This is a genomic window from Mesorhizobium sp. B4-1-4, assembly GCF_006439395.2.
Lineage (GTDB): Bacteria > Pseudomonadota > Alphaproteobacteria > Rhizobiales > Rhizobiaceae > Mesorhizobium.
The window spans coordinates 6,215,250-6,241,305 of record NZ_CP083950.1 but is presented as its reverse complement, the minus strand read 5'-3'; the positions used below and the strand labels follow the sequence as shown (position 1 = coordinate 6,241,305).

Annotated in this window: 22 protein-coding genes and 4 pseudogenes; 6 read left to right on the top strand and 20 right to left on the bottom strand. The window is 58.8% G+C overall.

Features of this window, described 5'->3' with window-relative positions; translation table 11 throughout:
- Positions 1-20: 20 nt before the first annotated feature.
- From tnpA to tnpC, 3 genes and pseudogenes are all read left to right on the top strand, one after another.
- Positions 21-509 (top strand): IS66-like element accessory protein TnpA, encoded by a 489-nt coding sequence (gene tnpA, locus FJW03_RS29845; protein ID WP_319022896.1) that lies wholly within the window; start codon positions 21-23, stop codon positions 507-509.
- Positions 506-862 (top strand): IS66 family insertion sequence element accessory protein TnpB, encoded by a 357-nt coding sequence (gene tnpB, locus FJW03_RS29840; RefSeq protein ID WP_127242249.1) that lies wholly within the window; start codon positions 506-508, stop codon positions 860-862. Before tnpA ends, tnpB begins: the two co-directional genes overlap by 4 nt.
- Positions 863-931: 69 nt before the next feature.
- Positions 932-2,480, top strand: a pseudogene (gene tnpC, locus FJW03_RS29835) (IS66 family transposase).
- A 57-nt stretch (positions 2,481-2,537) separates the two neighbouring features.
- Here the strand turns inward: tnpC and FJW03_RS29830 are convergent.
- From FJW03_RS29830 to FJW03_RS30165, 8 genes and pseudogenes are all read right to left on the bottom strand, one after another.
- On the bottom strand, positions 2,538-2,900 hold the full coding sequence (locus FJW03_RS29830; protein WP_140767521.1) for a hypothetical protein: 363 nt from the start codon (positions 2,898-2,900) through the stop codon (positions 2,538-2,540).
- Between the two features lie 113 nt (positions 2,901-3,013).
- A pseudogene (locus FJW03_RS29825) lies at positions 3,014-3,359 on the bottom strand (IS5 family transposase); the annotation flags it as partial.
- Positions 3,360-3,662: 303 nt separating this feature from the next.
- A complete protein-coding gene (locus FJW03_RS29820; protein WP_140767472.1) occupies positions 3,663-4,823 on the bottom strand; it encodes a M24 family metallopeptidase in 1,161 nt (386 codons plus the stop codon).
- Between the two features lie 223 nt (positions 4,824-5,046).
- A complete protein-coding gene (locus FJW03_RS29815) occupies positions 5,047-6,087 on the bottom strand; it encodes a GntG family PLP-dependent aldolase (RefSeq protein ID WP_140767471.1) in 1,041 nt (346 codons plus the stop codon).
- A 138-nt stretch (positions 6,088-6,225) separates the two neighbouring features.
- Entirely contained in the window at positions 6,226-6,933 is a 708-nt protein-coding gene (locus tag FJW03_RS29810; RefSeq protein WP_181173407.1) for a hypothetical protein, read from the bottom strand.
- A gap of 1,050 nt (positions 6,934-7,983) precedes the next feature.
- A complete protein-coding gene (locus FJW03_RS29800) occupies positions 7,984-9,075 on the bottom strand; it encodes an acyl-CoA dehydrogenase family protein (protein WP_140767470.1) in 1,092 nt (363 codons plus the stop codon).
- Between the two features lie 6 nt (positions 9,076-9,081).
- Positions 9,082-10,266 carry an acyl-CoA dehydrogenase family protein gene (locus FJW03_RS29795; RefSeq protein ID WP_140767469.1) on the bottom strand — a complete coding sequence of 395 codons (1,185 nt, stop codon included), beginning with the start codon at positions 10,264-10,266 and terminating at the stop codon, positions 9,082-9,084.
- 5 nt (positions 10,267-10,271) lie between these two features.
- Entirely contained in the window at positions 10,272-10,403 is a 132-nt protein-coding gene (locus FJW03_RS30165; RefSeq protein ID WP_264296505.1) for a hypothetical protein, read from the bottom strand.
- Between the two features lie 59 nt (positions 10,404-10,462).
- Here FJW03_RS30165 and FJW03_RS29790 point away from each other — a divergent pair.
- Positions 10,463-11,661 (top strand): annotated as a pseudogene (locus tag FJW03_RS29790) (IS256 family transposase).
- A 221-nt stretch (positions 11,662-11,882) separates the two neighbouring features.
- On the opposite strand, the gene FJW03_RS29785 reads toward FJW03_RS29790, so the two are convergent.
- The 7 genes from FJW03_RS29785 to FJW03_RS29755 form a co-directional block, all read right to left on the bottom strand.
- Positions 11,883-13,370, bottom strand: coding sequence for a class I adenylate-forming enzyme family protein (locus FJW03_RS29785; protein ID WP_140767514.1), 1,488 nt, complete (start codon positions 13,368-13,370; stop codon positions 11,883-11,885).
- Between the two features lie 436 nt (positions 13,371-13,806).
- On the bottom strand, positions 13,807-14,952 hold the full coding sequence (locus tag FJW03_RS29780; RefSeq protein WP_140767525.1) for an acetyl-CoA acetyltransferase: 1,146 nt from the start codon (positions 14,950-14,952) through the stop codon (positions 13,807-13,809).
- The gene (locus tag FJW03_RS29775) at positions 14,952-15,347 is read right to left on the bottom strand and encodes a Zn-ribbon domain-containing OB-fold protein (RefSeq protein WP_226890524.1); all 396 of its coding nucleotides are present in this window, start codon (positions 15,345-15,347) and stop codon (positions 14,952-14,954) included. The genes FJW03_RS29780 and FJW03_RS29775 overlap by 1 nt, the downstream gene beginning before the upstream one ends.
- A 105-nt stretch (positions 15,348-15,452) precedes the next feature.
- Positions 15,453-16,538 carry an ABC transporter ATP-binding protein gene (locus FJW03_RS29770; protein ID WP_181173379.1) on the bottom strand — a complete coding sequence of 362 codons (1,086 nt, stop codon included), beginning with the start codon at positions 16,536-16,538 and terminating at the stop codon, positions 15,453-15,455.
- Between the two features lie 4 nt (positions 16,539-16,542).
- Positions 16,543-17,370, bottom strand: coding sequence for an ABC transporter permease (locus FJW03_RS29765; protein WP_140767221.1), 828 nt, complete (start codon positions 17,368-17,370; stop codon positions 16,543-16,545).
- A gap of 3 nt (positions 17,371-17,373) precedes the next feature.
- Positions 17,374-18,201 (bottom strand): ABC transporter permease, encoded by an 828-nt coding sequence (locus FJW03_RS29760; protein ID WP_226890523.1) that lies wholly within the window; start codon positions 18,199-18,201, stop codon positions 17,374-17,376.
- A gap of 76 nt (positions 18,202-18,277) precedes the next feature.
- On the bottom strand, positions 18,278-19,363 hold the full coding sequence (locus FJW03_RS29755; RefSeq protein WP_226890522.1) for an ABC transporter substrate-binding protein: 1,086 nt from the start codon (positions 19,361-19,363) through the stop codon (positions 18,278-18,280).
- Between the two features lie 194 nt (positions 19,364-19,557).
- Here FJW03_RS29755 and FJW03_RS29750 point away from each other — a divergent pair, with 194 nt between their 5' ends.
- Entirely contained in the window at positions 19,558-19,734 is a 177-nt protein-coding gene (locus FJW03_RS29750) for a hypothetical protein (protein ID WP_181173410.1), read from the top strand.
- Between the two features lie 668 nt (positions 19,735-20,402).
- Here the strand turns inward: FJW03_RS29750 and FJW03_RS29745 are convergent.
- From FJW03_RS29745 to FJW03_RS29730, 4 genes are all read right to left on the bottom strand, one after another.
- A complete protein-coding gene (locus FJW03_RS29745) occupies positions 20,403-21,761 on the bottom strand; it encodes an aspartate aminotransferase family protein (protein ID WP_140767494.1) in 1,359 nt (452 codons plus the stop codon).
- A 94-nt stretch (positions 21,762-21,855) separates the two neighbouring features.
- On the bottom strand, positions 21,856-23,262 hold the full coding sequence (locus FJW03_RS29740; protein WP_140767493.1) for an amidase family protein: 1,407 nt from the start codon (positions 23,260-23,262) through the stop codon (positions 21,856-21,858).
- A gap of 22 nt (positions 23,263-23,284) precedes the next feature.
- Positions 23,285-23,467, bottom strand: coding sequence for a hypothetical protein (locus FJW03_RS29735; protein WP_226890521.1), 183 nt, complete (start codon positions 23,465-23,467; stop codon positions 23,285-23,287).
- Positions 23,464-24,327, bottom strand: coding sequence for an enoyl-CoA hydratase (locus FJW03_RS29730; RefSeq protein WP_226890520.1), 864 nt, complete (start codon positions 24,325-24,327; stop codon positions 23,464-23,466). Before FJW03_RS29730 ends, FJW03_RS29735 begins: the two co-directional genes overlap by 4 nt.
- A gap of 467 nt (positions 24,328-24,794) precedes the next feature.
- Here FJW03_RS29730 and FJW03_RS29725 point away from each other — a divergent pair.
- Positions 24,795-25,106: pseudogene (locus FJW03_RS29725) on the top strand (IS481 family transposase); the annotation flags it as partial.
- Between the two features lie 103 nt (positions 25,107-25,209).
- Here the strand turns inward: FJW03_RS29725 and FJW03_RS29720 are convergent.
- Positions 25,210-25,662: an Lrp/AsnC family transcriptional regulator gene (locus tag FJW03_RS29720; RefSeq protein ID WP_140767343.1), complete on the bottom strand. Its 453-nt coding sequence runs from the start codon at positions 25,660-25,662 to the stop codon at positions 25,210-25,212.
- Between the last annotated feature and the right edge of the window lie 394 nt (positions 25,663-26,056).

Sequence of the window (26,056 nt, the reverse complement as noted above, 5' to 3'; positions counted from 1 at the left end):
TCTGACAGCACCTTTCGCACATGACCGGAAGGAACGATGTTCGAAGGCCTCGAGGGCTTCGACACATGACGATTTCAGAGCTTACGCTTAAGTCCAGGGATGAAGAGCCGGTTCGTCGGCTTGAGATCTTCACTGGCGCCGGTCGGCGGCGAGAATGGCTGCCGGATGAGAAGGCGCGGATCGTGGCGGAAAGCTACGAGGTTGGCGAGACCGTGAGCGCGGTGGCCAGGCGCTATGCCTTGTCTCCGCAGCAACTGTTCGCGTGGCGTCGGGCCGCTCGTCAGCCGTTGACGGCGTCGGCACCTGAACCGCTCTTTGTTCCGGCGGTGGTGACGGCGCCGGCTCCGGAACCCGCGCCGACGCGTCCAGCGCAGCCGCGGAAGCGGAAGGCGACCCGAGATGCTGGCGTGATCGAGCTTGAGATTGACGGCATCGCCATGCGGGTCGGCCGGGGAGCCGACGCCAAGACGGTTGCGGCGGTGATCCGTGCACTGAAGGCAACCTCGTGATCGGGCCGACGGGCGCCGTCAAGGTCATGGTGGCAACGAAGCCGGTAGACTTCCGCAAGGGTGCGGAGGGGCTGGCTGCGTTGGTGCGCGAGACGATGGGCGCCGATCCGTTCAGCGGTGCAGTCTACGTGTTCCGGGCGAAACGAACGGATCGGATCAAGCTGATCTTCTGGGACGGCACCGGCGTCTGCCTCTATGCGAAGCGGCTGGAGGATGGCGAGTTCCGTTGGCCGAAAGTGCAGGATGGCGTGATGCGGCTGACGGCCGCTCAGTTGTCGGCGCTGCTTGAAGGGCTTGATTGGCGGCGGGTTCATGAAGCCCGCCGGACGCGCGCTCCGGCGCAGGCGGGTTGATCCGCGACCAAGTGAATCAGCCTGGATTCCGCTGTCGCCCGGAACTGGCGAATATGGTCTGATCCGATCATGGCGATGACAGCGGACCAGCTTCCCGACGATCCGGATGTGCTGAAGGCGATGGTCCTGGCGCGCGATGTCGAGAATGCTCGCCTGACCCAGATCATCAAGGAATTGCAGCGTCACCGCTTCGGCCGCCGGGCCGAGAGCCTGCCCGAAGATCAACTGCTGCTTGGCCTTGAGGAGGCCGAACAGATCGAGGCGGCAGGCGAGGAAGAGGCCGAGCGTGCCGATCCTGCCACGCGCAGGGAGCGCACCGCAAAGCGGCGGGCGAACCGGGGTGCGCTGCCGGCGCATCTGCCTCGCATCGAGATGGTCGTCGACATCGAGGACCATGCCTGCCCATGCTGCCGCGACGGACTTCATCGGATCGGCGAAGACGTTAGCGAACGGCTCGACATCGTGCCGGCGCAACTGCGCGTGATCGTCGTACGGCGGCCCAAATATGCCTGTCGTGCCTGCGAGGACGTGGGTCGTGCAGGCTCCGGCGCCCGCCCGGCTGATCGAAGGCGGTCTGCCGACCGAGGCCACCGTCGCGCAGGTTCTGGTCTCCAAATATGCCGATCACCTGCCGCTCTATCGCCAGGCGCAGATCTACGCCCGGCAGGGCATCAATCTGGATCGCTCCACCCTCGGCGACTGGGTCGGCCGCGCCGCCTGGCATCTGCGTCCGGTCCACGAGCGGCTGCTGGAGAAGCTGAAAGCCTCGCCGAAGCTCTTTGCCGACGAGACCACGGCGCCGGTGCTGGATCCCGGCCGCGGCAAGACCAAGACCGGGCAGCTCTGGGCCTACGCTCGCGACGATCGGCCATGGCAGGGGAGCGACCCACCTGGCGTCGCTTATGTCTATGCGCCGGACCGCAAGGCCGAGCGACCGATCGCCCATCTGGCGGGCTTCACCGGAATCCTGCAGGTCGACGGCTATGGCGGCTATCGCGTGCTCGCCGACAAGAGCGGCGCAACGCTCGCCTTCTGCTGGGCACACGTGCGCCGGCGCTTCTACGAACTCGCCGCAGCCGGCCCAGCGCCGATCGCCAGCGAGGCGCTCCGGCGCATCGCAGAGCTCTATCGCGTGGAGGACGACATCCGCCGCCAGCCAGCAGACGCCCGTCGTGCTGTGCGCCAGGAAAGGAGCCGGCCGATCCTGGTCGAGTTCGAGCCGTGGCTGCGCGAGAAGCTCGGCCTGATCAGCCAGAAGACCAAGCTCGCCGAGGCAATCCGCTATACGCTGTCACGCTGGGAGGGACTCACCCGCTTCCTCGACGACGGACGCATCGAGATCGACTCTAATACCGTCGAGCGGTCGATCCGCCCGATCGCGCTCAACCGAAAGAACGCCCTCTTCGCCGGATCGGACGGTGGTGCCGAGCACTGGGCCGTCGTCGCCTCGCTCATCGAAACGTGCAAGCTCAATAGAGTCGAGCCACTTGCCTACCTCGCGGACGTGCTCGCCAGGATCGTCAGCGGACATCCCAACAGCCAGATCGACGAACTTCTGCCCTGGGCCTATTCCAACCGCGCCCTCGCACCGAGAGCTTTGCACAGCAAGGTTCAGTGAAAGTACGACGCGATCCTAAGTAAACGGCTATGCCCAAGCAATTTTGAAAGGGCGCAGTTAGTCATTGCTACCTGTGGCTTCGCGGACATCATCCCTGAGAGCGGACATGAACTCGTCTGCCTTCCGCACAGCAAGCCCCGCTGCCATTCGCTGCCCATCGGCCCAGATAGCTTGAAGCGCCGGATCCTTAAAGACATCGGCAGTGTCTGCCTGCTTCAGTATCTGGGCGCTCCGGCTATGGACGATTGCGACAGCGCGCTCAGCGTCCTCCATCCCAAAGTCATTGCCTCTTATCCGACCAAAGGGCTTCTGGTCCGCTTCCGGAAGCTCATGCCCGGTAACCAGGTTGAATGCCTCGTCCAGCCTGTCGGCTACGCACACGTCGCCTCGTTCAATTCTGAGTTTCGTTTCGACTTTCATAGAGCTCTCCTCGTTGTCTGGTCCCATTATACCCTTCGGCACTCATGATGTTGAACGACGCGTTGAGCTTTTTTAGACGCGGGTGCGTTCCAGACGACGCTTACGAACCAGGTGGCGCTGGGCGTGAAGCGGACCAGGCATCCCAGCCCACGCACGGCCATGTGGATCTTGGTGCTCAGGCCGCCACGAGAACGGCCAAGGGCCTGATCTTCAGCCCCCTTTTTGCGCCCGAGGCGTGCTGGTGGGCGCGGATGATGATGGAATTGACGATCAGGCATTCAAAGTCCGGATCATCCGCAATCGCGGCGAAGATGCGCCAGATGCCCTTGTGGCTCCAGCGACTGAACTGCGAAAGACACTGTTCCAATCGCCGAACACCTCAGGCAGGTTGCGCCAAGGCAAGCCCGTTCGCACGATCCACCAAACCGCTTCAACGAACATGCGGTTTCCGCTCCCTGATCATCCCGAAGGATCAGACAGTCCAGAACTCCCATGGCTGCCTCCAAAAGTCAGCCTTGAATTTGATTTCATCACTCTTGGTAATCCCAAGAGTCCACACTTCCTCGGGCGTCGGCTGCTCCAAGGTCCCGGATCTCAACATTGTCGGGCTGACGGAGGACCGCGCGACCTGCCGGATCTCCTCGCAGCGCACACCGGCTGCACCACGTCTGTTCGCGCGACCATGTATGGAGACGCTTCAGCGCAGTTGCTCGGCCGGAAATCCAGAAGATTCAACGCCGTGTTTATGCAACGGGCTCATGATCAGACGCGATAGAGCGTGCGTGGCGCGCCGCTAAGGCTTTCTGCGCCCCGTTCCGTTACCAATATGTGATCGCTGCACCCAATGATGTGTCCTTTCTCGCCGAATAGCATGATGGGCATGTGCAAGGTCATACCCGCCTTGAGAACGTCTTTTACGCCTGGCACCATGTCCATGTTGCCGCGCTCCGACCAGTTAATACCAGTTTGGTAGCCTGCCTTGTTGCGAAAGGCTCGTGGGCGCCCGGATCGCTCGATCACCTTCCGTACAGTTGCATCCACCTCTTCTGCGGTAACTCCTGGCTTGATCACGTCAATCGCTGTATCGAGGGCCTCATTTGACAGGGCGAGCAAAGTTTCGGCCTCAGGATGCCTACCAACCACCGCGGTACGAACAAGCCCAGCAGCATATCCGAACTTCACACCACCTATTTCCGTCACGGCGGGCTCGTTGCTGTTGATCGCGTGGTCCGACGGCAGACCGTGCGCCAGCTTCGTGCGCTCGCCGAACACCAAGGATACTAACCTAAGTTCTTCGCCGCCAGTCTTCTTGACTGCCCCTTGCATGGCGGCCCACGTTTCAGATTCGGTGACACCGTTCCGCAACGTTTCCTGGAACGAGCGCACGGCCACTTCGGTCATGGCCATCGCATTGCGCATCGCGTCGAGTTCCAGCTCGCTTTTTACCGCCGCAACAGATCCGACCAATTCCGTTGCATCGACGACTGTCATCTCAGGAAGTTCCGCCTCAAGTTTATATACATCGGATGGTGTGAGGTTCCAGCAGCGGAGTTCAAGTCCAATCCGCTTGTTTTCCAGCCCATATCGCCGAAGGACATCACCGCATACCTTCGCGAAGTCGCGTTCTTGGGTGTAGGAAACAATTTCGTTAATGCAGCTATACGCCCGGACCGACTCCACCTCATACTCTCGGACGATGTAAGTCGGAGCATGCCCCGGTGCCAAGATCAATGGGAAGGGCCCGAAGTAACTTCCGCCCCCGTAATACCCCGTCAAATATCGAGCGTGCCCTAGAGCGGTTACCAAGAGTGCATCGAGGCCGGCACCCGCCACCACGCCAAGCACCTCCTGCTGACGTCGCTCGTACTCTGCTCTCGGAAAGGGAACACCGGCTAGCGGAATCACTGAAAATGTTTGATCCATATGTCATCTCCATTGGATTTCGCGAGTTGATCTGCTCTCGCGTTCATCTCAAGTCACTACTGATCGTCGCCGGCTTGCCAATGGCACCAGCGCGATCGCACTAATGTGGCCAGCCAAGCGATTCCCCCATCTCGATTTTGCAAACTCCCCGCAATCCGAATTCGTCCACCCACCGCGGTCAAGACAGTCTGCGTAGATCTTGATGACGCCCTTGTACCTGTCATCATGGCGCAATCTGCAAGACGGACCGAACAGCCTTTGCGGTGGCATCGACATCTTCGTCACTAATAAGATAGTGGAGAACCGCGCGAATGACTCCTTCTCGGAGGGTACCCATCCGAACACCCCGCTGGGACAGAGCGTCCAAGAAATTTGGGGTCGACAGACTGACGCCTTCGAGACGGAAAAACACCATGTTAGTCTCGACGAGCGAGAATTCGAGGCGGATGCCGGGAATTGTGCGTATCCCCTCCGCCAGTAACTGGGCGCGTCGGTGATCGTCTTTCAGTCGGTCCACCATACTTTCAAGCGCCACGATACCTGCGCTTGCCATAATGCCCGCTTGGCGGAGGCCGCCTCCGAGAAGCTTCCTGTAACGCCTGACCCGATCAACGAAGGGTCGACTTCCGCACACTATAGAGCCGAATGGTGCGGCAAGTCCTTTGGTCAGGCTGAACATGATCGAGTCAAAGTCCCCGGCTATTTCCGCCGGTCTTTTCTCCGAAGCGATTGCCGCGTTGAAGATTCGGGCGCCGTCCAGATGCAGTGGCAGACTGTGCTCATCCGCAAACGCACGCACCTCCTTGATATAAGACGGAGGCAGTACGCGTCCGCCGCGTTGGCAATGCGGATTTTCCAGCACAATTACACCGGGCGGCGCGCATTGGTAATCGCCTTTGTCGCGGACAGCCAACCGCAGGTTATTAAGCGATAGGCGTCCGTCAAGCTCCGTCAGGACCGGATGCAGGACAAGACCACCGACTACAGAAACACTGCCGGCTTCAAAGTCGTAAAGATCCGAACGATCGCCAAGAATCACCTCTTGACCACGGGGACAATGTGCGAGCAAGGCAGCAAGATTTCCTTGGCATCCGCTCGACATGAATGCGGCATCTTCCTTGCCGAGCATTTCAGCCGCTAACGCTTCGAGGCGATTTAGTGTCGGATCTTCACCGTATCCGGCATCACCAACTTGCGCGTCGAACATCGCCTGCCGCATCTCCATGGTCGGAGGTGTTACGGTATCGCTAAGCAAATCAATCATTCTCCCCTCCAAAAGTAAGTTTGGGAATTTATAGGAGGTAAATACGTCTACTGGCGCTGCAAAATCCGCGCAAAGGATACCCGGATATTAATAGGGTCTACCTCTCTTGCCCTTGGGTCGCTAAATGGTTGGGCGCACTCACTTGACCGACGCTACTGTCGCCCCGCTTAACGTTGTGATGTCATACACAGGTAGGCCTACAGCGCGCCGGATCGCCGGCGCAATAAGGGGGAAGCCGGTGCATTCAAATAGGATCAACGCAATTTCCGGATGCGCAGAGCACAGTCGCTTGATACAGGCGGTGACATCTGCCTCGATGTCGGAAAGATCTGTCGGCGGCGGTGGACGCATCATTTCATTTTTCCAGAATGTCCCATTCTCGATCCCGCCAATCACAATTCTCTCCAGATCCGCCGGATTATCGACTGCAAACAGATCTTTGCTGCAATTCGTCGAGTCAATGGTCAGCACTGCAAGCTTCGCGAGTGGTGGCAGTTGGCGAAGCAACAATGGGATAAGCAGCAGGCTCGACAACGCCACAGGTACATTGACAGACCCCGCCACCGCTGCCTGATGTCGAATGAAGAAGCCGCAATTCGAGCTTATCGCGACAGCGCCTCGCTCGACTAAGCGTCGAGCGGCTACGATGCAGGCTGACTCGAGCGTCGGATCGCCGCGGACGACTCTATCCGCCCAAGCCCCCTCGACAGTTTCAACAATAACGGGGAAGTCGAAGGTAGCTGGATTCAACAAGGAACCCGGCCTTGGCTTTGGCGGCGTGGCGCCGGGCAGAACTCCCCGTTCGAGGTTCAGAATTCCAAGAGATCGTAAAGCCTGCGTTGCCATCCAATTCTCCGAGCAATTTCGTTGCGGTACGGGTGCGATCCCCAACGTCTTTTATTATTTCTGGAGAAATAGGGCTTCGCCGAGGGGGATTTACGCCAAAATGCGTCCCATACTGAAACGACCGCACCAAAAGACGCGTGATTTGATGCCAGCAAGCTAAGACTAAGGCCGCCCCGGTGCGGGCGGGAGCGTTACTTCCAAGCTCCACGCTCGGCAGTTCCGCCGGATGTGTCGCGAGGTCAAGAAACCGCGCACCTATCTCAGCCAGTTTCCCCGACAACGGCCGTAGGAATCGCTGGCAATGCCGAACCCAAGGTCCGCCCGACTGCTCGGCCTCGTCGAACGGCCGTTCGGACGGTTGCCGAAGGACAAGAATAAGCTCTATTCGCTGCACGTGCCGACGTGGTTTGCATCTCGAAAGGCAAAGCCTGCACCCCTTACCAATTCGGCTGCAGGGTCGGAATCGCGGCAACCAACGGGAAGTGCTGGTGCTGACCGCCAGCGCTGGTTCGGGATCGGTGATAATCGCCGGCCGTAAACCCGGGCTGACCGCCACCATGGCCGGGACTGAAACGACAATTGGCCAGCGGAAAACACCATCACATCAAGACGGGCGGCCGACGGGGCCGGAATTTTTCCTTCGGCCATTCTGGCAACGCGATCAACGCGCTGCTGGGGCCGGGGCCACAATCTGCGCCCGATCCTCACGGTTCTGGCCCTCCGGCTTGCTTGGTTCCTGCCCCCAACTCCAGCCGAAAACCGACACGTTCTGGTGGGACTTCAACGAGTAGCCGTTATCAGAACTTCAGAATCAATTGATTTTTGCCAATAAAGTCACGCACTGCTTCACCGCAGCCGTTATCCAGCAACATCGAGACGAAGTCGACCTGCAGGCCTGCAGGAACTCCAGCCGGTTGAGGTGCTGGGACCGGTCGAGCGAACACGATCGGTCCCCTCGTCGACCAGGCATGAACGCGACCCTACGAGATCGCGCGCCGGAGTAGCTGGCCGCAGGGTGCCACCTACCGTGATTGGAAAGGTGTTCAGTCGTTACACCACTTCTGCCTGCGAGGTCGCGCTGTTCAGGCCCATCAGGCGAAGCAGATGGTCGTTGCGGTCGCCGAGCTGATGATCGATCATCACCAGTCGTTTGGCATAGTGCGATCCGGGGTACTCCCAAGTCATGCCGATACCGCCATGCAGCTGAATCGCCTCCTCAGCGATTTTGGTGCCCATGCGTCCGATGAGGTTTTTGGCCATCGACGCGAGGCGAGCCTGATCTGGCGCGCCATAGGATGCAACCGCCGCTATCGTTATCGAACGGCATTGCTCCAGTTCGACGGTCATATCGACAACACGGTGCTGGAGCGCCTGGAAGCTGGAGAGCACACGCCCGAACTGCTTTCGCTGCTTGAGATAGTCGATGGTGAGGTCGATGAGACGTCCCGCCGCGCCGACAGCCTCGGCACAAAGCGCGATGCGGCCAAGATCCAGCGCGTCCCCGATCGCCGATGCACAATTGCAAGAGAGCAATTCCGCTGGCAGATCGTCCATGACGATATCCGCGATCCCGCCGCCATCGACCATCGCCGCAGCAATGAGTGCGGGCTTCTCGACCAGGAAGAGACCGATGCTTCGTTCAATCCGCGCAGCGACCAGCACGTGGTCGGCGCCGGGGGCTCCATAGACAGCCGATTTACGCCCGCGCAGATGCCATGTCTCGCCGACACGATTGGCACTCGCCTCTATACTGTTAAGATCGCAGACGACATGCGGCTCATAAACAGCGAGCGCGACGCGCGCATTACCGGCAATCACCGCCTCGCTCAGGTCGCTGCGCCCGCAGGCGGCGAGCAGCCGTAGACCCAATAAGGCCCCTAACACTGGCTCGGCACAAAGACCTCGCCCCAGTTCCTCGAAGATCACCGCCACGTCCTCGGCGCCGCCGCCAAACCCGCCCTGATCCTCCGGAAGAAAGGCGCCGATCAAGCCTATCTTCACCAGCCCAGACCAAGCCTCGGGCGAATGGTAGGGGACCTCGTAGGCGCAGCCGTTGCGTGTGTCGACATGATAATTGTCAGCCAGATAACGACGCAGCGAACTTGATAGCAACTGATGTTCTACGGAAAGATTGAAGTCCATAGTTTGTTACTCCCGAAACAAATCTTTAGCAACGATGTTACGCTGGATCTCGTTAGAGCCGCCAAAGATCGAGAGCTTACGGTGATTGAAGTAGACGGCTGCGGCGCGCGCGGATTCGGCCGGGATGGTCAACCCTTTTTCCGTTCGATTCTGGGCGAGCGGCGCCGCTTGCGGGCCAAGCGCCGAACGATAGAGGTCCTGCAACGCTTGGCGGATTTGCGTGCCCTTTAACTTCAAAAGCGAGCTTTCCACGCCGCCCGCCGCTCCGTCCCGAGCATCCGCAAGCATCCGCAAATTGGTGATACGCAGCGCTTCCAGATCTACCTCGATTTCGGCCGCCCGCGCGGCGTAGACAGGGTGATCGGCTAGCTTCAGGCCGTCGCGGGCAATCTGCCGCGACAGACTGCGAAAGCGCGCCAGATCCATCGTAGAGAAGCCCACCCCAGCGATATTCGTACGCTCGTGGGTCAACAGGTATTTCGCGATGGTCCAGCCCCGGTTTTCCTCGCCGACCAAGTTAGTGACGGGCACGCGCGCATTGGTGAAGAATACCTGGTTGACTTCATACCCGCCGTCGATGAGCCGGATCGGACGCATCTCGACACCCGGCGTATCGAGATCGACAAGCAGGAAGGTGATGCCTTCCTGCGGCTTGCCTTCGCTCGATGTACGCACAAGGCAAAAAATCCTGTTTGCATATTGACCAAGCGTCGTCCAAGTCTTCTGGCCATCGAGGACATAGTCGTCGCCGTCACGCGCGGCCCTTGTCCTAAGGCTGGCGAGATCCGAGCCGGCGCCTGGTTCGGAGAAGCCTTGGCACCACCAATCGCGACCGTCCAGGATCCGGGGTAGGATGTCTCGCTTTTGTTGCTCAGTCCCAAACTTCATGACCACCGGACCCAGCATATTCAGACCGAACCCTGCTACCCGCGGCGCGCCGTGCATAGCACATTCTTCGTCCATGATATGCCGTTCGACAACCGTCCACCCGGGTCCTCCGTAGGCCTTCGGCCAATTCGCGGCAAGCCAGCCTCTTTCGTTAAGTATTGCCTGCCATCGCTGGAAATCGTACTTCTCAAGTTCTTCGCCGGCCACCACCTTTCGGGAAATATCTGCCGGCAAGCGATCTTTCAAGAATTGGCGCACCTCCTCGCGGAAGGCGCGTTCCTCATCAGTGAATTCAAGATCCATGCTTTTCATCCTTGACGCGGGCCCGAACCGCTGTATTGGTCGTGTCCCTTGAGGTGGTGTAGCTCGGCGGCAGCGAAGCCGCTCGCGAGCGCGCCCTCAACAGCGTCGTAGCGAGCGAGCGGCACAGCGGTGGTCATCGATGTTCTTCCGTTAGGGTCGGGTTGCTGAACACCAACCTGATTCGAAGGAACGATCGATGACCGACGACATGATGAACCTGCGCGCGCTCGTGGAGAAGACCCCCGATGCCGATCTCCTGCGCGACATGATCGGCTTTGCCGCCGAGCGGCTGATGGAGATGGAGGTCGGCGCCGCCACTGGCGCCGGCTATGGCGAGAAGACCCCGCTGCGGACGGCGCAGCGCAACGGCTATCGCGACAGGGATTGGGAGACGCGGGCCGGCACGGTCGAGCTGCGCATCCCCAAGCTCAGGAAGGGCTCCTACTTCCCGAGCTTCCTGGAGCCGCGCCGCATGGCCGAGAAGGCACTCACCGCGGTCATCCAGGAGGCCTACGTGCAGGGCATCTCGACGCGCTCGGTCGACGACCTGGTCAAGGCCATGGGCATGAGCGGTATTTCCAAGAGCCAGGTCAGCCGGCTGTGCGAGGAGATCGACGGCAAGGTGAAGGCCTTCCTCGAGCGGCCGATTGAGGGCGATTGGCCCTACATCTGGATCGATGCCACTACCTGAAGGTGCGCCGCGGCGGCCGCATCGTCTCGGTCGCCGTCATCATCGCCGTCGGCGTCAACGCAGACGGCCGCCGCGAAGTTCTCGGCATGGAGGTCGGCACCTCGGAGGCCGAGCCGATCTGGACGGAGTTCCTGCGCAAGCTGACGCGCCGCGGGCTGCGCGGGGTCAAGCTGGTCGTCTCCGATGCCCATGAGGGTCTGAAGGCCGCCGTGACCAAGGTGCTCTCAGCCACATGGCAGCGCTGCCGGGTCCACTTCATGAGGAACGTGCTGGCGCACGCCGGCAAGAGCGGCCGCCGCGTCGTCTCGGCCTTCATCGCCACCGCCTTTGCCCAGGAGACGCCGGAGGCCGCAAGCACGCAATGGCGCGCCGTCGCCGATCAGATCCGGCCGAAGGTGCCCAAGCTCGCCACCATCATGGACGACGCCGAACCTGACGTGCTGGCCTACATGACCTTCCCCAAGGAGCATCGGGCCAAGCTTCACAGCACGAATCCGATCGAGCGTCTCAACGGCGAGATCAAGCGCCGAACCGACGTGGTCGGCATCTTCCCGAACGACAACGCCATCGTCCGCCTCGTCGGCGCGCTGCTGCTCGAGCAGAACGATGAATGGGCGGTGCAGCGGGCCCGATACATGACCCTTGAGACCATCAGCCAGATGAGCGATGATCCCCTCATCAGCCTGCCAGCCGTGGCGCGCTGATCAACCCGGCTTCCTGCCGGAGAGCGCGGCGACCAGCGCCGTCAGCTACACCACCTCCTGAGACGCGATCGCTGTATTTTCGGGATCCTTCATTGTGTTGACCCTTAACCCTTGCTTTTGCTATCGGCAGCATTGGCGTACGGTGTCGGCAGCCCTGGCGGGCGTTAGTTGCGAATTGTGAAGGCGTTTGCTAATTACTTTTCTTACCGATGAGTACGGTTTTACTGACCGACATCTAATTCCTCCCGAAAGATCTCAATGAGTTTGCTCTTCAAGATCTTTCCAGAAGCGGTCTGTGGGAACGCATCGGTTATGATCAAACGTTTCGGTATCTTGTAAGGCGCCAATCTTTCGCGCATCCAACTGAGCAATTCGGCCTCCGCCGCTTGGCCCTGCATCTTCACGAATGCGACTATCTCTTCGTCGCCATCTCGCTTCAAACCGACTACGGCGCTATATGCAACCAAGTGGTGCTTGTTTAGAACTGCTTCAATCTCCAACGGATACACGTTAAAGCCGGACTTTATGATCATTTCTTTCATCCTACCCACGATGTGGATCGCCCCATCGGCGTCTTGTCTGGCAAGATCGCCGGTGCGCAGGTATCCATCTTCTGTGAGGGCCGCCCTGGTTGCTTCGGGATTGCGATAGTAGCCCTTCATAACGTTCGGGCCTCGGGCCCAAAGCTCGCCCACGCCGTGTTCATTGGGCGCATGGATACATACCTCCACCCCGGGATAAGCTAGCCCCACTGAAGCGTCTCTCCTCGGGCTATCCATCCGTGTACCAGCAATGCCAGGAGAGGCCTCGGTTTGTCCGTAGCCGTTGTGTAATGGGAGCCCAAAAACTAGCTCCACTTGCCGCTTGAGCTCCAGGTCCAACGGTGCACCACCGGCACTCATCCACCGCAGACTATGGGTGACCCGATCGATTCCTAGCTCTTTGAGCCGGCTCAGCAGTGCCGAAAAGACCTGGGGGACCCCAGGAAGGAGCGTTACATCTTTGACAATGTGACGCAGCACTTTGTCGACATCGAAACGAGGCATGGCAATCACAGACGAGCCGCTGGCCAAAGCTGGCAGGAAGACTGAACCAAAACCGGCAATATGCGTTCCCGGGAAAAGCGCCAGTTGCGTATCCTCCGGTGTTATTCTGCGTAACCGAGCAGAATTTTGGCACATAAACAGTAAATTCTCATGAGTAAGCATAACACCTTTGGGCTCGCCGGCAGTTCCACTTGTATATATTAATACGGCGACCTGACCGGGGCCAGTTTCCATTGGTTCCGGGTTTGCCTGCCGCAAAGGGGAAAGCAATAGATCTCCGCAAGCCAACCGCCCCAATGACCGCGTCCCCATTCGACCGGCGTGATTGCGCGCGTCTAGGGACGCCTCCGGCGTGAAGACAACACACCGGATTTCCGCGGTTTCTGAGAGACGTTGAACCTCCGGCTCAGTCAGGCGGGCATTCACAAGTAATGCCCACGCATCTAGTCGGCTCAATGCTAACACCGCAACTAGAAATGTTACAGAATTCTCGCTGATGACCATTACACGATCACCCGCCCGAATACCGTAGTCAGCCAACTTAGCTGAAACTTCGGCGACAAGCGCTGTCAACTTCCCATAGGTGTATGGCGTGCCATCGTGGTCGTATATCGCTGCACGTTCTGACTTACCAATCGAAAGAAGTTCGTGGATTCTGTTCAAGGTACTTGCCTCATCTCAACGGTGCTGCGCGAATCTCAGCTTCGATAATTGGAACGCAAATCTTCCGTCATCGATCACGATAACCAACTTGAGCGTTGAGGAGGTGCTCGTGGCGCGATCACAACACCGGCCCGAACTGCTCGCAAGAAGATCGCCGCATATTCGATCGAGCTTAAGACCCCCACTGCAATAGGATAGGTGAGCCGCCGCTCCCCCGTGAACGAGAGCCACTTGGTCCGGCCGGGCCTGGGCTTGCATGCCGATCGGTGGCGGCATGATACTGAAGGGTTGGACAAAGAGGTCGGCTACCTCCCGACAAAGACTTAGCCAGTACCCAAGCGACTCCAAAGTGGCAAGTCGCCCTCACAAATCGGCCTGAGTGCCGATTAGCTAAGCCGCCCGGTTCTCGCGGTGAGTTGCACATTGGCGTTGTGGGTCAATCTTGTGTTAAAACAGTGATTGCCTGGCTGGAGAGCACACCGCCATTGCCCTGGGCAATCGCGGTGCGCGCGTCGGTTACCTGGCGGTCACCGCACTCGCCGCGCAATTGGCGCACCGCCTCGACGATGGTGAAGAGCCCGTACATGCCTGGATGCACACACGAAAGGCCGCCGCCATTGGTGTTCACCGGCAGGCTGCCCCCTGGAGCGATCGCTCCACCAGCCACGAAGCGCCCCCCTTCGCCCTTGGGGCAAAAGCCGAGATCCTCCAGGAACAGGATCGTGTTGATGGTGAAGGCGTCATAGAGTTCCACGACGTCAATCTCGCGTGGGCTCAAGCCAGCCTGCGCGAGGGCGCGTGGACCGCATTCGGCCAGCGCAGTCGTCAACAGGTCCGGCATCGCCGATATGTGCGAGTGTGTGGTCATGCTGGCGGCTCCCCGGACCCAGACAGGGACCTTGGGGCGATCGCGGGCGCGGTCGGCGCGTGTCATGACCACGGCCGCCGCGCCGTCGGTGACGAGACAGCAATCAAGCTTGGCGAAGGGGTCACTGATCATACGCGATCCGAGGTACTCGTCCATCGTCAAAGGATCACGCATGGCCGCAGCCGGATTGAGCTGCGCCCACGCCCGCGCCGCGATGGCGACCTCCCCCAGTTGTTCCTTTGTGGTGCCGAACTCGTGCATATGGCGAGCGGCGGCCATCGCATACGCCGAGATTGGCATGAGCGGACCGTAGGGCGCCTCATACGGGAAGGGCTGCGAAGTCTTGGCGAGCTTGCCAGTAGTCGAGCCCTGATTGCTGCCATAGGCGATCAGGGCGCAATCGATCAGCCCAGCATCAAGCAGCCAAGCCGCACGTTCGACGTAGCTCTCAAAGACATTTCCTCCAGTGCGGCTGTTGTCGGCGACTTTAGGCTGAATGCCGCAGTATTGAGCGAAGGTCGTGCCGCCGCCGAAGGTGTCAGTCGAGGTGGTGACGAAAACGCCATCCACGTCGGCAAAGCTCAGACCTGCCTCAGCCAGAGCATCGCGCGCCGCGATGGCCGCCATGTCATAGGGCGTGTAGCCTGGGCAGTGGCCCTCACCGAACGTCGCCGCGCCGACGATCGCGGTCCGTGCAGTAGGAAAGGCGCTCATCAGGCTTTCTCCTGCTGAGGGGCGAAAACCACCAGGTGCCCCTCTTCGTGCGGAACGATCCGGGCCTCGACGGCCATACCGATCCGAACGGAATGGGCATCGATGCCTTCGACGCGGCTCATCATGCGGACGCCTTCTTCCAAATCTATAAGCGCGACATTGACGTCGGATTCGGGCGGGCGCTTGCGAACCACAGTCGTGGAATAGACGACACCACGCCCGCTGGCCCCAACCCATTCCAACTCTTCGCCGGTGACCGGTGCGACGGCACGAGGGAAAAAGACCATCTTACCGGTGCTTACACCCCGCTGGATCATGAAGCGGCCGGCCGCAAGGTGGTTCTGGTACTCTATGTCCGGTCCAGCCATTACACCTGACTTCATGTCGTTCATCATTTGATTTGACGCTCCGCTGCTGAGACTGAAACCGGGTTACGGCCAATAGTGTTCCTGGAAGCCTTGCCGGCGCTCAGCTCGTGTGCACCTCATCAGCCTGTCATCCTAGAAGACGAGGACATCGGATGCTGCAAAGCGCAGTCTGACGGGTTGTCCGGGCATGACTGCCGGTGTCCTGCCGACGTTCTTGTGGATCACCAGCAAGCGATTTTCGTTCGGCAGTTCGACGACGACGTGCACATCCGAACCAAGGGGGGCAACGTCGAGTACGGTACCGGCCAGAACATTCTGGCTTGGATCCTCACGAACGTCGCTGGATCCATCATCCAGGAGCTCGATGTGCTCGGGTCTCACACAAAGATCGGCACCAGCACGCTTGTCCGACTGATCCTGGCTGGTGCGGATCTCAATGTCATCGCTTGCGACATAAGTGCTGAAGCCCCCTCGCGATTGGCCACGTCTTGTTCCATGGAACCAGTTGGATCTGCCCACGAACTCTGCCACGAACTTATCCGCTGGGGCCTTATAGATCTCGGTCGGCGAGCCGCGCTGGATCATCCTGCCGGCGTGCATGACAACGACTTCATCGCCCAGGCTGAGGGCTTCCTCCTGATCGTGGGTAACCACGATAGTGGTTGCGCCGACCGATCTGAGGATCTCCTTGAGCTCAATGCGCAACTCCAGCCGAAGCTTTGCGTCCAGTGCCGACAAGGGCTCGTCCAGCAGAACGATTTGGGGGTCAGTTGCAAGCGCCCGTGCCAGCGCGACACGCTGTTGTTGCCCACCGCTCAGCTGACCGGGATATCTGGCATCCATCCCCACCATGCGCACGAGCGACAGCATCTGTTGGACACGAGAAGGTATCGCCGAAGCCGGCGTGCCGCGGTAGCGCATGCCGTAGGCAACGTTCTGGGCGATCGTCATATGGGGGAAGAGCGCGTAGTCCTGAAACAGAAGTCCGACATTGCGTTCAAAGGGTTTCAAATGGCCAACGTCCTTGCCTGCGATCTCCACGGTTCCGCTGTTCGGCGAGGTAAAACCGGCAATGATGCGGAGCGTCGTTGTTTTGCCGCAGCCGCTCGGCCCCAGAAGAGAAAGCACCTTCCCTTTTTCTATCTCCAGACAGACGTCATCAACGGCGACGAATTCGCCATATTTCTTGGTAACGTTTTTCAGTTCGAGAACATTCATCCGGTCAAGCCCCATAGACGCCGTGGCCAATGGCCCGCTCGAGACCGAGCACGCGATCAAACACGAACAAAATAACGGCAGTCAGCCCCATCAGGAAGACGGCGGCGGCGGCGAGTGTGAGATCGAAATTCGACCTCATCAGACTCACGAGAGCGACGGGAAACGGATAGGTGTTGAAGTCACTCAAAAAGAGGCTGATTGTCAAATCATCCATCGAGAACGCAAAGGCAAAGATTGCGCCGGCCGCAATGCTGTTCCTGGCCAGTGGCAAGGAGACCGTGAAGAACGCTTGGCGCTCATTTGCGCCGAGGGTCAGCGCTGCCTCGCGCAGGGTAGCGCTTATGCCGGTCAGCCCGATCAATGTCATTCTGATCGTAAAGGGAATTGTGATGATGAGGTGCCCGGCGAGCAGCTTCAGAAAGGTCGGCACCATGTTCACTGTCGAAAACACCATCAGCAAGGCAAACCCAATGATAACTCCTGGCAGCACCAAGGGCGACAGGAACGCCGTTGTGACAGGATCCCGCCATTGCGCAGACATGCGACTGATCGCCAGCGCGGCCAAGGCACCAATCACGGTCGCGACAGCGGTCGTCGCAGTCGCGAGCAACAGGCTGGTATAAAATCCCGACCAAAGATAGCCGTTGTTGACAAACTGACTGAACCATTTTGTCGACAGGCCGGGAGGCGGGAACGGGCCCAGGTAGTCACGCGAATCAAACGACATTATTATGGTCATGATCACGGGAAGCGCTAGAAACACTGCGGTCAGCGCGATTAACAGTTTCAGCAGTTTCGCAAAACCGGCGTCGACATTTCGTTTGCTAAACATGCCTTACGTCCTGTCAAGTAGCGTCGTGAGCCTGGATAAGATGAAAATCATCAGTAAGGACAGCACTATCATGACAATTGAAATTGCTGCGCCGCTGGAATAGTTCGCGACCTCGCTGAAGCGGCTGTAAATTAGGTTTGAAATGAACAGCACACGCCCGCGCCCGAGGATCCAGGGTATGGCGAAGGCGCTTACGCCGAGCGTCATTGAAACCAGGAACGCAGAGACCAGCCCCTTTATGCACAAGGGGATCGTCACTGTAAGATGAGATGCCAATGCCGATGCGCCAAGAGACTGGGCCGCCTCGGTCAAGCGGGGGTTGAGATTCAGTATCGCGCCAATCACGATCAGGATCGACATGGGTATTTCGTAGTGAAGCAGTCCGATGATGATAACGAAGTTTATATACGGTCCGCCATTCATATTCACGCCGAAGAAGGCCATGATCGGGGCAAGTATCCCGACGGAGCCAAAGGTTAGCTGAATCGCATAGATTCGAACCAGAGAGCTTAAGAACATCAGCCCCACGAGAGCGGAAATCCAGATTTTTCGGATCCCCGCGGATGCATTCCTCGCGATGTAGTACGCGATCGGAAAGGCAATGATAATGGCGATAACGGATGCAATGAACGCCAGGACATAGGTTTGCAGGAAGTACCGGCCGTAGACCGGGACGAAGAGCTCCGTGTAGTTCTCGGTGGTAAGCGGAGCCCCCGCTACGGCCCCAATTCGACCTGGGGTGAATGTCCGAAAGCTCTCTTCAACCACAGTTAGCAGTGGAAGCACAAGGAAGAGGACAAATACCGCTGCCGCCGGGAGCAGCAGCAGCATCTGGGATCGTGTACGATTCATTCAATCTCTCCAGCCAACGACTTGGGGCCCGGCGCAAGATCGGAACGGTCCACGGCTAAAGGAGAGGCGCGATCTCCTGTTCCCAACGCTTCATCCAGGCATCGCTCTGCTTGGACAGATAAGGCCAGTCGGGAATATAGGCGTACTTGTCCATTTCTTCGTTATTGAACGCCAGGGGCTTGGCATCCTCGGATAGCTCCGCCTTCACATTGGCAGGGATGGCTCCGATGAGCCGATTGAATTCGCCGTCACTTTCCGGACTGATGGCAAAGTTCGCGAATTTGAATGCGGCGTCCGTGTTCCCGCCTTTCAGGACGCACCATCCCTCCTGATAGAAGAAGGTCACGAAGCCGGTCGCCTTTGGGTCCATCTTGTTGAGATACCGGGTATGGAAGTTCTTGACCAGATCGTGCCCCCCGCCATTGCCCTGGAAGCTGATGCTGGTTTCGCCGGAAGTAATGGAATTCCTGATCTCGACGTCGGAGTTGGCGACGCGACCGATATTTCCACTGCGCGCCAGCTTTTTCATGAAATCCCAGGCAGGCTCCATGTTCTTCTCGTCGCCGCCCTTGTACAGCGCCATCGAGACCATCTGGAGATTGGAGGTCAGTGTCGGAATCGGGAAACAAATCTTGCCCTTGAGCCTTGGGTCCAAAAAGTCGTCGATCTTCGTGATCGGGAAAGGGGTGGTGTCTTCACGATAAAACCATAAGGTCGACGACAAGGTGCGAGGGATGTTTATGACATTCCCGGCGCTGTCCTTGACCAGAAGCTTTTTCGGAATATCCGCAATATTAGGAACTTTTTCCGCCGTAACCGGCTCCGCCCAACCCTCACTGGCGATAACTTGCCACGTCACATCCCAGCCGGTCAGAAGATCTATGCCGGGGTGCGGCCACATCGCCTTGATCTTGGGCAGAATCGCCGCAGCGCCACCAGTGTGCAGCTGCCAGTTGATGTTCACAAAAGATTGCTTCGCCGCGATCTTCTTGATCGATTCAAAGTAATCCCCACCCCATTCAACCGCAGTGATCGTTTCAGCTGCACGCGCACTGGGAATTTGGAGGTTCCTGATTCCGGCGCCAAAGGCTGCAGCCGACGCTGCCGTTTTAAAAATGCCGCGACGTGAAAGCGTGATCATGGTCTATGTTCCCCTATTTATTGTTGTTGCAGAGCGCCGCAAAATCGCGGCCCCGCTCAAGTTCAAGCGGCGGCCGCAAACGCGAGCCGGCATAAAGTAGTGATGTCGTACACGGGGAGACCCGTCTCGCGTCGAATCGCGGGGGCAATCAGCGGGAATGCCGTGCATTCAAACACTAACGCGGCTATCTCCGGATGTTCGGCAAGAAGACGCGCAACACACGTGGAGACTTCCGCCTGGATATCGGCGATATCAGTGGGCGGCGGTGGGCGCTGCATTTCGTTTCTCCACAACGTTCCACCTTCGATCCCTCCTATGATTACGCGCCGCCGTTGCAAGGAATCATCAATCCCAAGCAAATCGTCTTGTAGACAGGTGGCGTCAGCCGCTATTACTGCGACTTTGGCAGAGCTTGGCAATTGGCGAAGCAGCGAGGGCAGCACAACAAGGCTCGATACCACTACGGGCACACGAACTGCCGCAGCCACGGCGGCTTGGTGCCTAATAGAGTAGCCGCAATTTGCCGTGATTGCTACAGCGCCGCGCTCAACTAGGCGCTGCGCAGCAGCCACATACGCTGACTCAAGGCTCGGGTCGCCACGTATCACGTTGTCGGCCCACGCGCCAGCTACGGTTTCTGCGATTAGGGGCAAGTCTAGGCAACGTCGGAAGGTGCCGATGGCCTCCTCTGCAGAAGAGTCCCCGGCTTTCGCACCTCTTTCGAGATTCAGTACACCGAGTGAGCGCGCCGTTTGCGATGACATTGAACATACTCTCGATTTTGGGCAAATGGAGACTTTCGTGTACTCCACTCACCAGTTATTTTACGACATTATGGACCACACGATGACAATGGCTGCGCCAAAACAGGGTCCCTTCTGAAACAGATCCGGCATTGGCTGACCACAAATGAAACGCCAGCCCGTTCTCACTGCCCCTACTGCAACCCTCGGGGCCGATTCACTTAGGGCGTGCCTTCGTCTCAAACCATCGCGCTTGCACGTACAATTGTTTAGCTGCGACTGCGGGTTTGCGGCATTCATCGTGGCAAGCGTTCGATGAGATCGCCACGTGTGGCAAGGAAATGTTCGAAAACCGTTGACACTAGGTCTGTGTCCGCGGTCGTCATCGGCGTCGACAGGCAAGCGCCCGCCCCATTCGGTATGATGATGCCGTGCTCGGCGAACGTTCGAGTGAGTTCTAGCATGGCGTGCGCCTCCGGCCCCATCAGAACGGCTTCGCGGGTTTCCCGCGGAAGGACTGCCTTCGGATGGATCCGGAAGAGAGACGCGGCCCCCGAGATGGAGAAGGGAGCTCCATGTCGTGCGACCGCAGCGTCCAATTGACTGCGAAGCCTGTCGCCGAGCGACTCCAGATGAGCGAACGCCGCATGGTCAAGAGCCTGCATCGATGCGAAGCCGGCAACCATTGACAGAGGATTGGCCGAGAAAGTTCCGCCCTGGGGAACGCCTGGCTTGCCCTCTGAGGCGTCGAAGACACGCATCACGTCGCGCCGACCGGCGATGGCGCCGATCGGCAGCCCCCCACCGATGATCTTGCCGAAGGTGAAGAGATCTGGCTTCAGGCCGTACCGGGCTGACGCTCCTTCGTAGCCCTGTCGAAAATTCAGCACCTCATCGCCGATGATCAGGATTCCATGCTTCCTGGCGACCTGCTGAACCGCCGCGACGAACTCCGGTGTCGGGGGGATGAGGCCAGCTCTGCCGGGCATCGGATCGATCACGATGGCTGCCAACCTGGAAGCATTAGCCTCAATTAGCTGCTCGGCCAGTACAGCATCGTTGAAGCGGAGCGTGATGACCTCGCTTAGTACCGAGTCGGGCATGCCGCGGTAGGATGGAACGGCGGCAGGAGCTTCGGGGGCACCCCAATTTGCGGGCCCGCTTGCCTGGCTCACTTCTACCCAGTCATAAGTTCCATGATAGGCGCCTTCGATCTTGGCGATCGCCGAGCGACCGGTGAAGGCGCGCGCCGCCTTCACCGCGAACATCACGGCTTCTGTCCCAGTATTGACGAAGCGGATTGTCTCAACGCCAGGAACGCGCTCACAGATCAACTCGGCCAAGTCGATTTCTGCCAAGGTTGGATTAGCGAAGCAGGTGCCCGACTGGAGCTGGCGTATCACCGCCTCCACGACCGGGGGGAATCCATGGCCATGGATGAGCACTGTGAAGTTGCCGTTTAAGTCGAGAAAGCGGCGCCCATCCAGATCGATGAGATAGGCCCCTTCGCCCCGCCCCATGTAGCGTGGAATCGGGTCCCGCTCGATCGTGACCCGCGTCGTACCGTCAGGGAACACCCCGCGCGCACGCGCGAATGCCTCTCGTGAGTGGTGACCTACAGAGTTGTGGCCTTCGGCAATTGGCGATGTTGGCATGCTGTTCGAAGTCCTTTGTTTGATCCTGGACATTATCCCGGTCTTTAATCCCGTCCGTAGTCGATGCGCTTTCGTTGGAGCAGCTATCTGGGTGTCAAAGGCGTGGGCGATTGCTCGCCCATGGCTGCAGACGTTCGAATGCGGCCGAGGCCTGCAGCACGCCAAGATCGTCGAAGCGTTTGCCGACAATCTGCAGACCGACCGGCAGCCCATCAGAGGTGAAGCCGCATGGCACGCTTGCGGCTGGGTTCCAAGACATGTTGAACGGGTGCGAGAACTCAGCCCACATTAGCCAATCCCAAGGATGTGTCGGCCAATGGTCGGGCATCAACTTTTCGGCCGGAAAAGCGGCGACCGATACGGACGGCGTCAACAAAAAGTCCCAATCTTGAAACCAGCGGTGGATGTTTGCGACGTAAGCCATCTTCCGCTCGCGCATTTCTAGGTAACGCGCAACGGAGATGTTCTGCCCTTGCTTGATGCAGGCGACGAGCCCGGGGTCCATCTCCGCCTCCCATTTCGGCAAGTGTCGTGCATGACGGCTCATATGGGCAGACCAGAAGAAGCGTATCAGCTCCGGTCCGTCCTTCGCCCAAGAAGTGGACACCTCCTCGACGACGGCGCCAAGTTCCGCAAAACGTGCTGCCGCGGTCCTCACCAGCTTTGCGACTTGCGGGTCAACGCGAGCAATGCCAAGATCTGGGCTGTACGCGATCCGCCTTCCTTTTACCCCGTAGTCCAGTCGGGCGAGATAGTTGGCGGGCCCCGCCTCAAGCGAGGTGTAGTCGAGGAAATGCGGCCCCGCCATGACGTCGAGCATTAACGCGCTGTCGGCAACAGTGCGTGTCATCGGCCCAATATGGGCCGTCAAGTCGCCCACGCCAACCGGATAGTACGGCACGCGCCCGAAGCTCGGCTTCAGTCCGAACACACCACAGAAATGCGCAGGCATACGAATCGATCCCGCCCCATCACCTCCCTGATGCAGCGGGCCATAGCCTGCGGCTGCCGCGGCGCCGGCGCCGGCCGAGGACGCACCAGCGTTATAGCCAAGCTTCCAAGGGTTGCTGGTGATGCCTGTGAGGGGGCTGCGTGAGATACCGCTCCAGCCGAACTCTGACACGGTCGTCTTGCCTAGGACAATCGCCCCCTCGTCCTGCAGGCGCGACACGAATGGGGAATCCTCGATCGAACGATCGCCGACAAAGATCTTGCTGCCGCGCTGTGCCGGCATGTCCTTAACCGCCACAAAGTCTTTGATGGTGACGGGCACGCCACACAACCGGCCAATTCGCCCGCCGCTCGCCAGCACCGCTTCCGCTTTTTTCGCCCTATCCATCGCCCGACCCGCATCGAGATAAGCGAAGGCGTTCACCTTTGGCTCCAGCTCCGCAATACGGGCGAGCAGGACACCCATGTACTCGACCGGCGAAACCTTTTTGGTGCGGATCAGCTCAGCCAGCTCGATGGCTGGCATAAAGCCTGCGGTGGCAGAGTCCATGCGGCAGGTCTTCCTCTCTGAATTATGCGGATTTCTGGCTGTCGCGGTAGATGAAGGCGGTGCGGCCGGGATATCGCGCCGCGCTGCGGGCCAGGTAATTGCCGAGTGAGAAGCATTGGATCGGCGCGTCCCAACGAATGGCGGGCGGATAGGACTTCATCCACGGGTAAGAACGTTCGACTGCTACAGATCCGACGGTGCTCATGCGCTGCTCGACTTTGTGAAGACTCTTCTGCTCTCGCACGATGGTGCGAACGCGTTCAGCCCGCAGTTTGATTCCTGCCGCGCGAAATGGCAGCCGCAATGCCCTGCTCGCGCATGCGACGGTACTCGTCGCTTACGTGCGAGAGCTGGTGCGTATCGAAATGGCTCTGGAGCGCATTCCTGAAGCCCCTGCATATCGGCCGTCCGGTTGAGTGAGCGCTTGGTCAGCATCGTGGCAAAAGGCGGGGCAGCGGCTATCTTTTCGGCAAGCTCCGTCGTGGCAGCTTCGAGTTCAGCACGTTGCACGACGCGGTTTACCATGCCGACCCGTTGCGCCTCCTCCGCGCTCATGCGGCGGCCGGTAAAAAGGAACTCCTTTGCGGTCCGCAAACCCATGACCCAAGGATGACACAACACTTCGACGGCGGCGCTGGCCAGCGTGTTACAGACTGGATCGGCGAAGAAAGCATCGTCAGAGGCCACGATCATGTCGCACATGTTGGCAACCATGAAACCACCAGCGACACAAGCTCCCTGCACGCTGGCAATCGTAGGCTTGGGACAATCCCAGATTCGCATTGCGTAGCCGAGATAACGGCGCTCTTCGTACGCGAAGCGCTCTTCAACAGTAAATTCTGCACGCTTGGCCTGTGCCTCCTTGAGATCGTGGCCAGCTGAAAAGTGATCGCCTTTGCCACCGACCACGATCACGCGCACGTCCTCAGCATCGATCGCTGACTGCAAAGCATGATCAAGCTCGTCAAGAAGCTGCATGCTTTCGGCGTTGCGTGCACCGGGACGGTCGTGAAAGAGCCAGGCCACGTTACCGCGGCGTTCCACGGCGATCTGAGTGTATTCCATAGGTCCGTCACTTTTTGCGATGAGTTGCGAGCTTGGCCTGGTTCAATTTTCCGATATTGAACCACGCGATGATTCATTATGCAAGTGGACCATATGGTTCATGTGGTCTCTTGTGAGGAGACCGTCATGCTCCGTCACCTTTTTGCGAACTGAAGACGCGCCATCTTAAACAGCCAAAGACACGGGGAAGCTGGGCGACTCTGGACCCACCGCTTCAACAGTCATTTTGCCGCTACAAGGCAAAAGCCAATCGACAGGAAGGAATTCAGTGCTCCATCGCTTCGATGCGACGCTCGCCATCCGACGTGGCCACGGAGCTTGCAACTTTTTTGGACACAGAATTGAAAGTGCCGGTCGCACGACCAGAAAACGGAATAGCATTGAAGGCTTCAAAGTCAGCACCGCAGAGGCAGCGTTCGGCTCATTCGAGGGTCAAGCCAATACGCACTCAAGCCCCTCGCCTGGGTATCTTCGATCGCGTCTGCATCGAGAACGGCATCATGCACAAGCTGACTGAACTATCATCCCTGGACAATGGCAGGCAGAGCGCATCAACAACACCATCATGGACGCGACGGTCATGGCCTTCCACTACCCCGACCGGGAAGGCCTCAAGGCCGCCCATGTCCTCACCTTCGTCGCCGCCTTCAATTTCGCTAAGCATCTGAGGCGCTGAGATGGAAATACCCTTCGAGGCAATCTGCCATCACTCGGCGGAAGACCCGTTAAGCTTTAAGATCGATCCGCGTTACCTCATACGGGACCAACACCTAGTCTAGAGCGTAGAGTTCCTGCGACGAAATAGACGATCCCCAATATTGTAAGTGGAATAGGCACCATGAAGTGCCGACGGACTTATTGCATGAGAGCAGCTTACGGAAACTACACAATGATCCGAGGCTCAAACTTGACCCGATCGAGCGCGATCATGCTTCGGAATTTTCGGACATTGGGGTTGGTATAGAGTTTTGTCTTGACGAAGATATCGAAGGCCTCGACGTCCTCGACGGCCACAATCAGGACGAAATCGGCGTCCCCCGTAACCATATAGCACTGGGTAACCTCCTTAGCCACGCGCATCGCACGCTTGAAATCGTCGACGAGGTCCAGTCGTTCTCGGTCGAGCTCTACCGTGACAACGACGGTAAGTGATTTGCCAACAGCATTCGGATCAACCAGTGAGATGTCCGCAATGATCACGCCATCCGAGCGCAGCTTGTTTACCCGACGCATGCACGACGCGGCTGATGAACCGGCGAGGTCTGCGAGCTCGGCAAAAGAGAGCCGATTGTTCTTTTGTAGTGCCGCGAGGATCCTTCGATCTAGGTCATCCATTGAACGATTCCAACCATGCTTGGAGTGTTCAGTATCACCTGGTTTTGAGAAACAATTATAGCAATTCGCTATCCTGATGAAATAAATAAAGCACTATTGGCATACAAATGATCAAAAGTGCATCGGCTATACGCGTGCGGTAGGCTCCGTCCGGCCGGTATGCGAAGCGGGAAAACTGAAAAGGATGCCATTCGGCTTTCGCGCTGACAGATCCGGCGTGCGGCTTTCCCGCCCGGCTCTTCTCAAGAGTAACCCGCAGCATATCCGTGCTTGTGCCCAAGTTCGAGCGATGCGCGGGGCTGGCGGGGGAAGCGCGCCGTCGGGTCTCGAACGCTGACCAGCCCATGCGCCGGCTCTTCTCTCTGCGCCGTCTCAGACACGCTAGCAATATCCG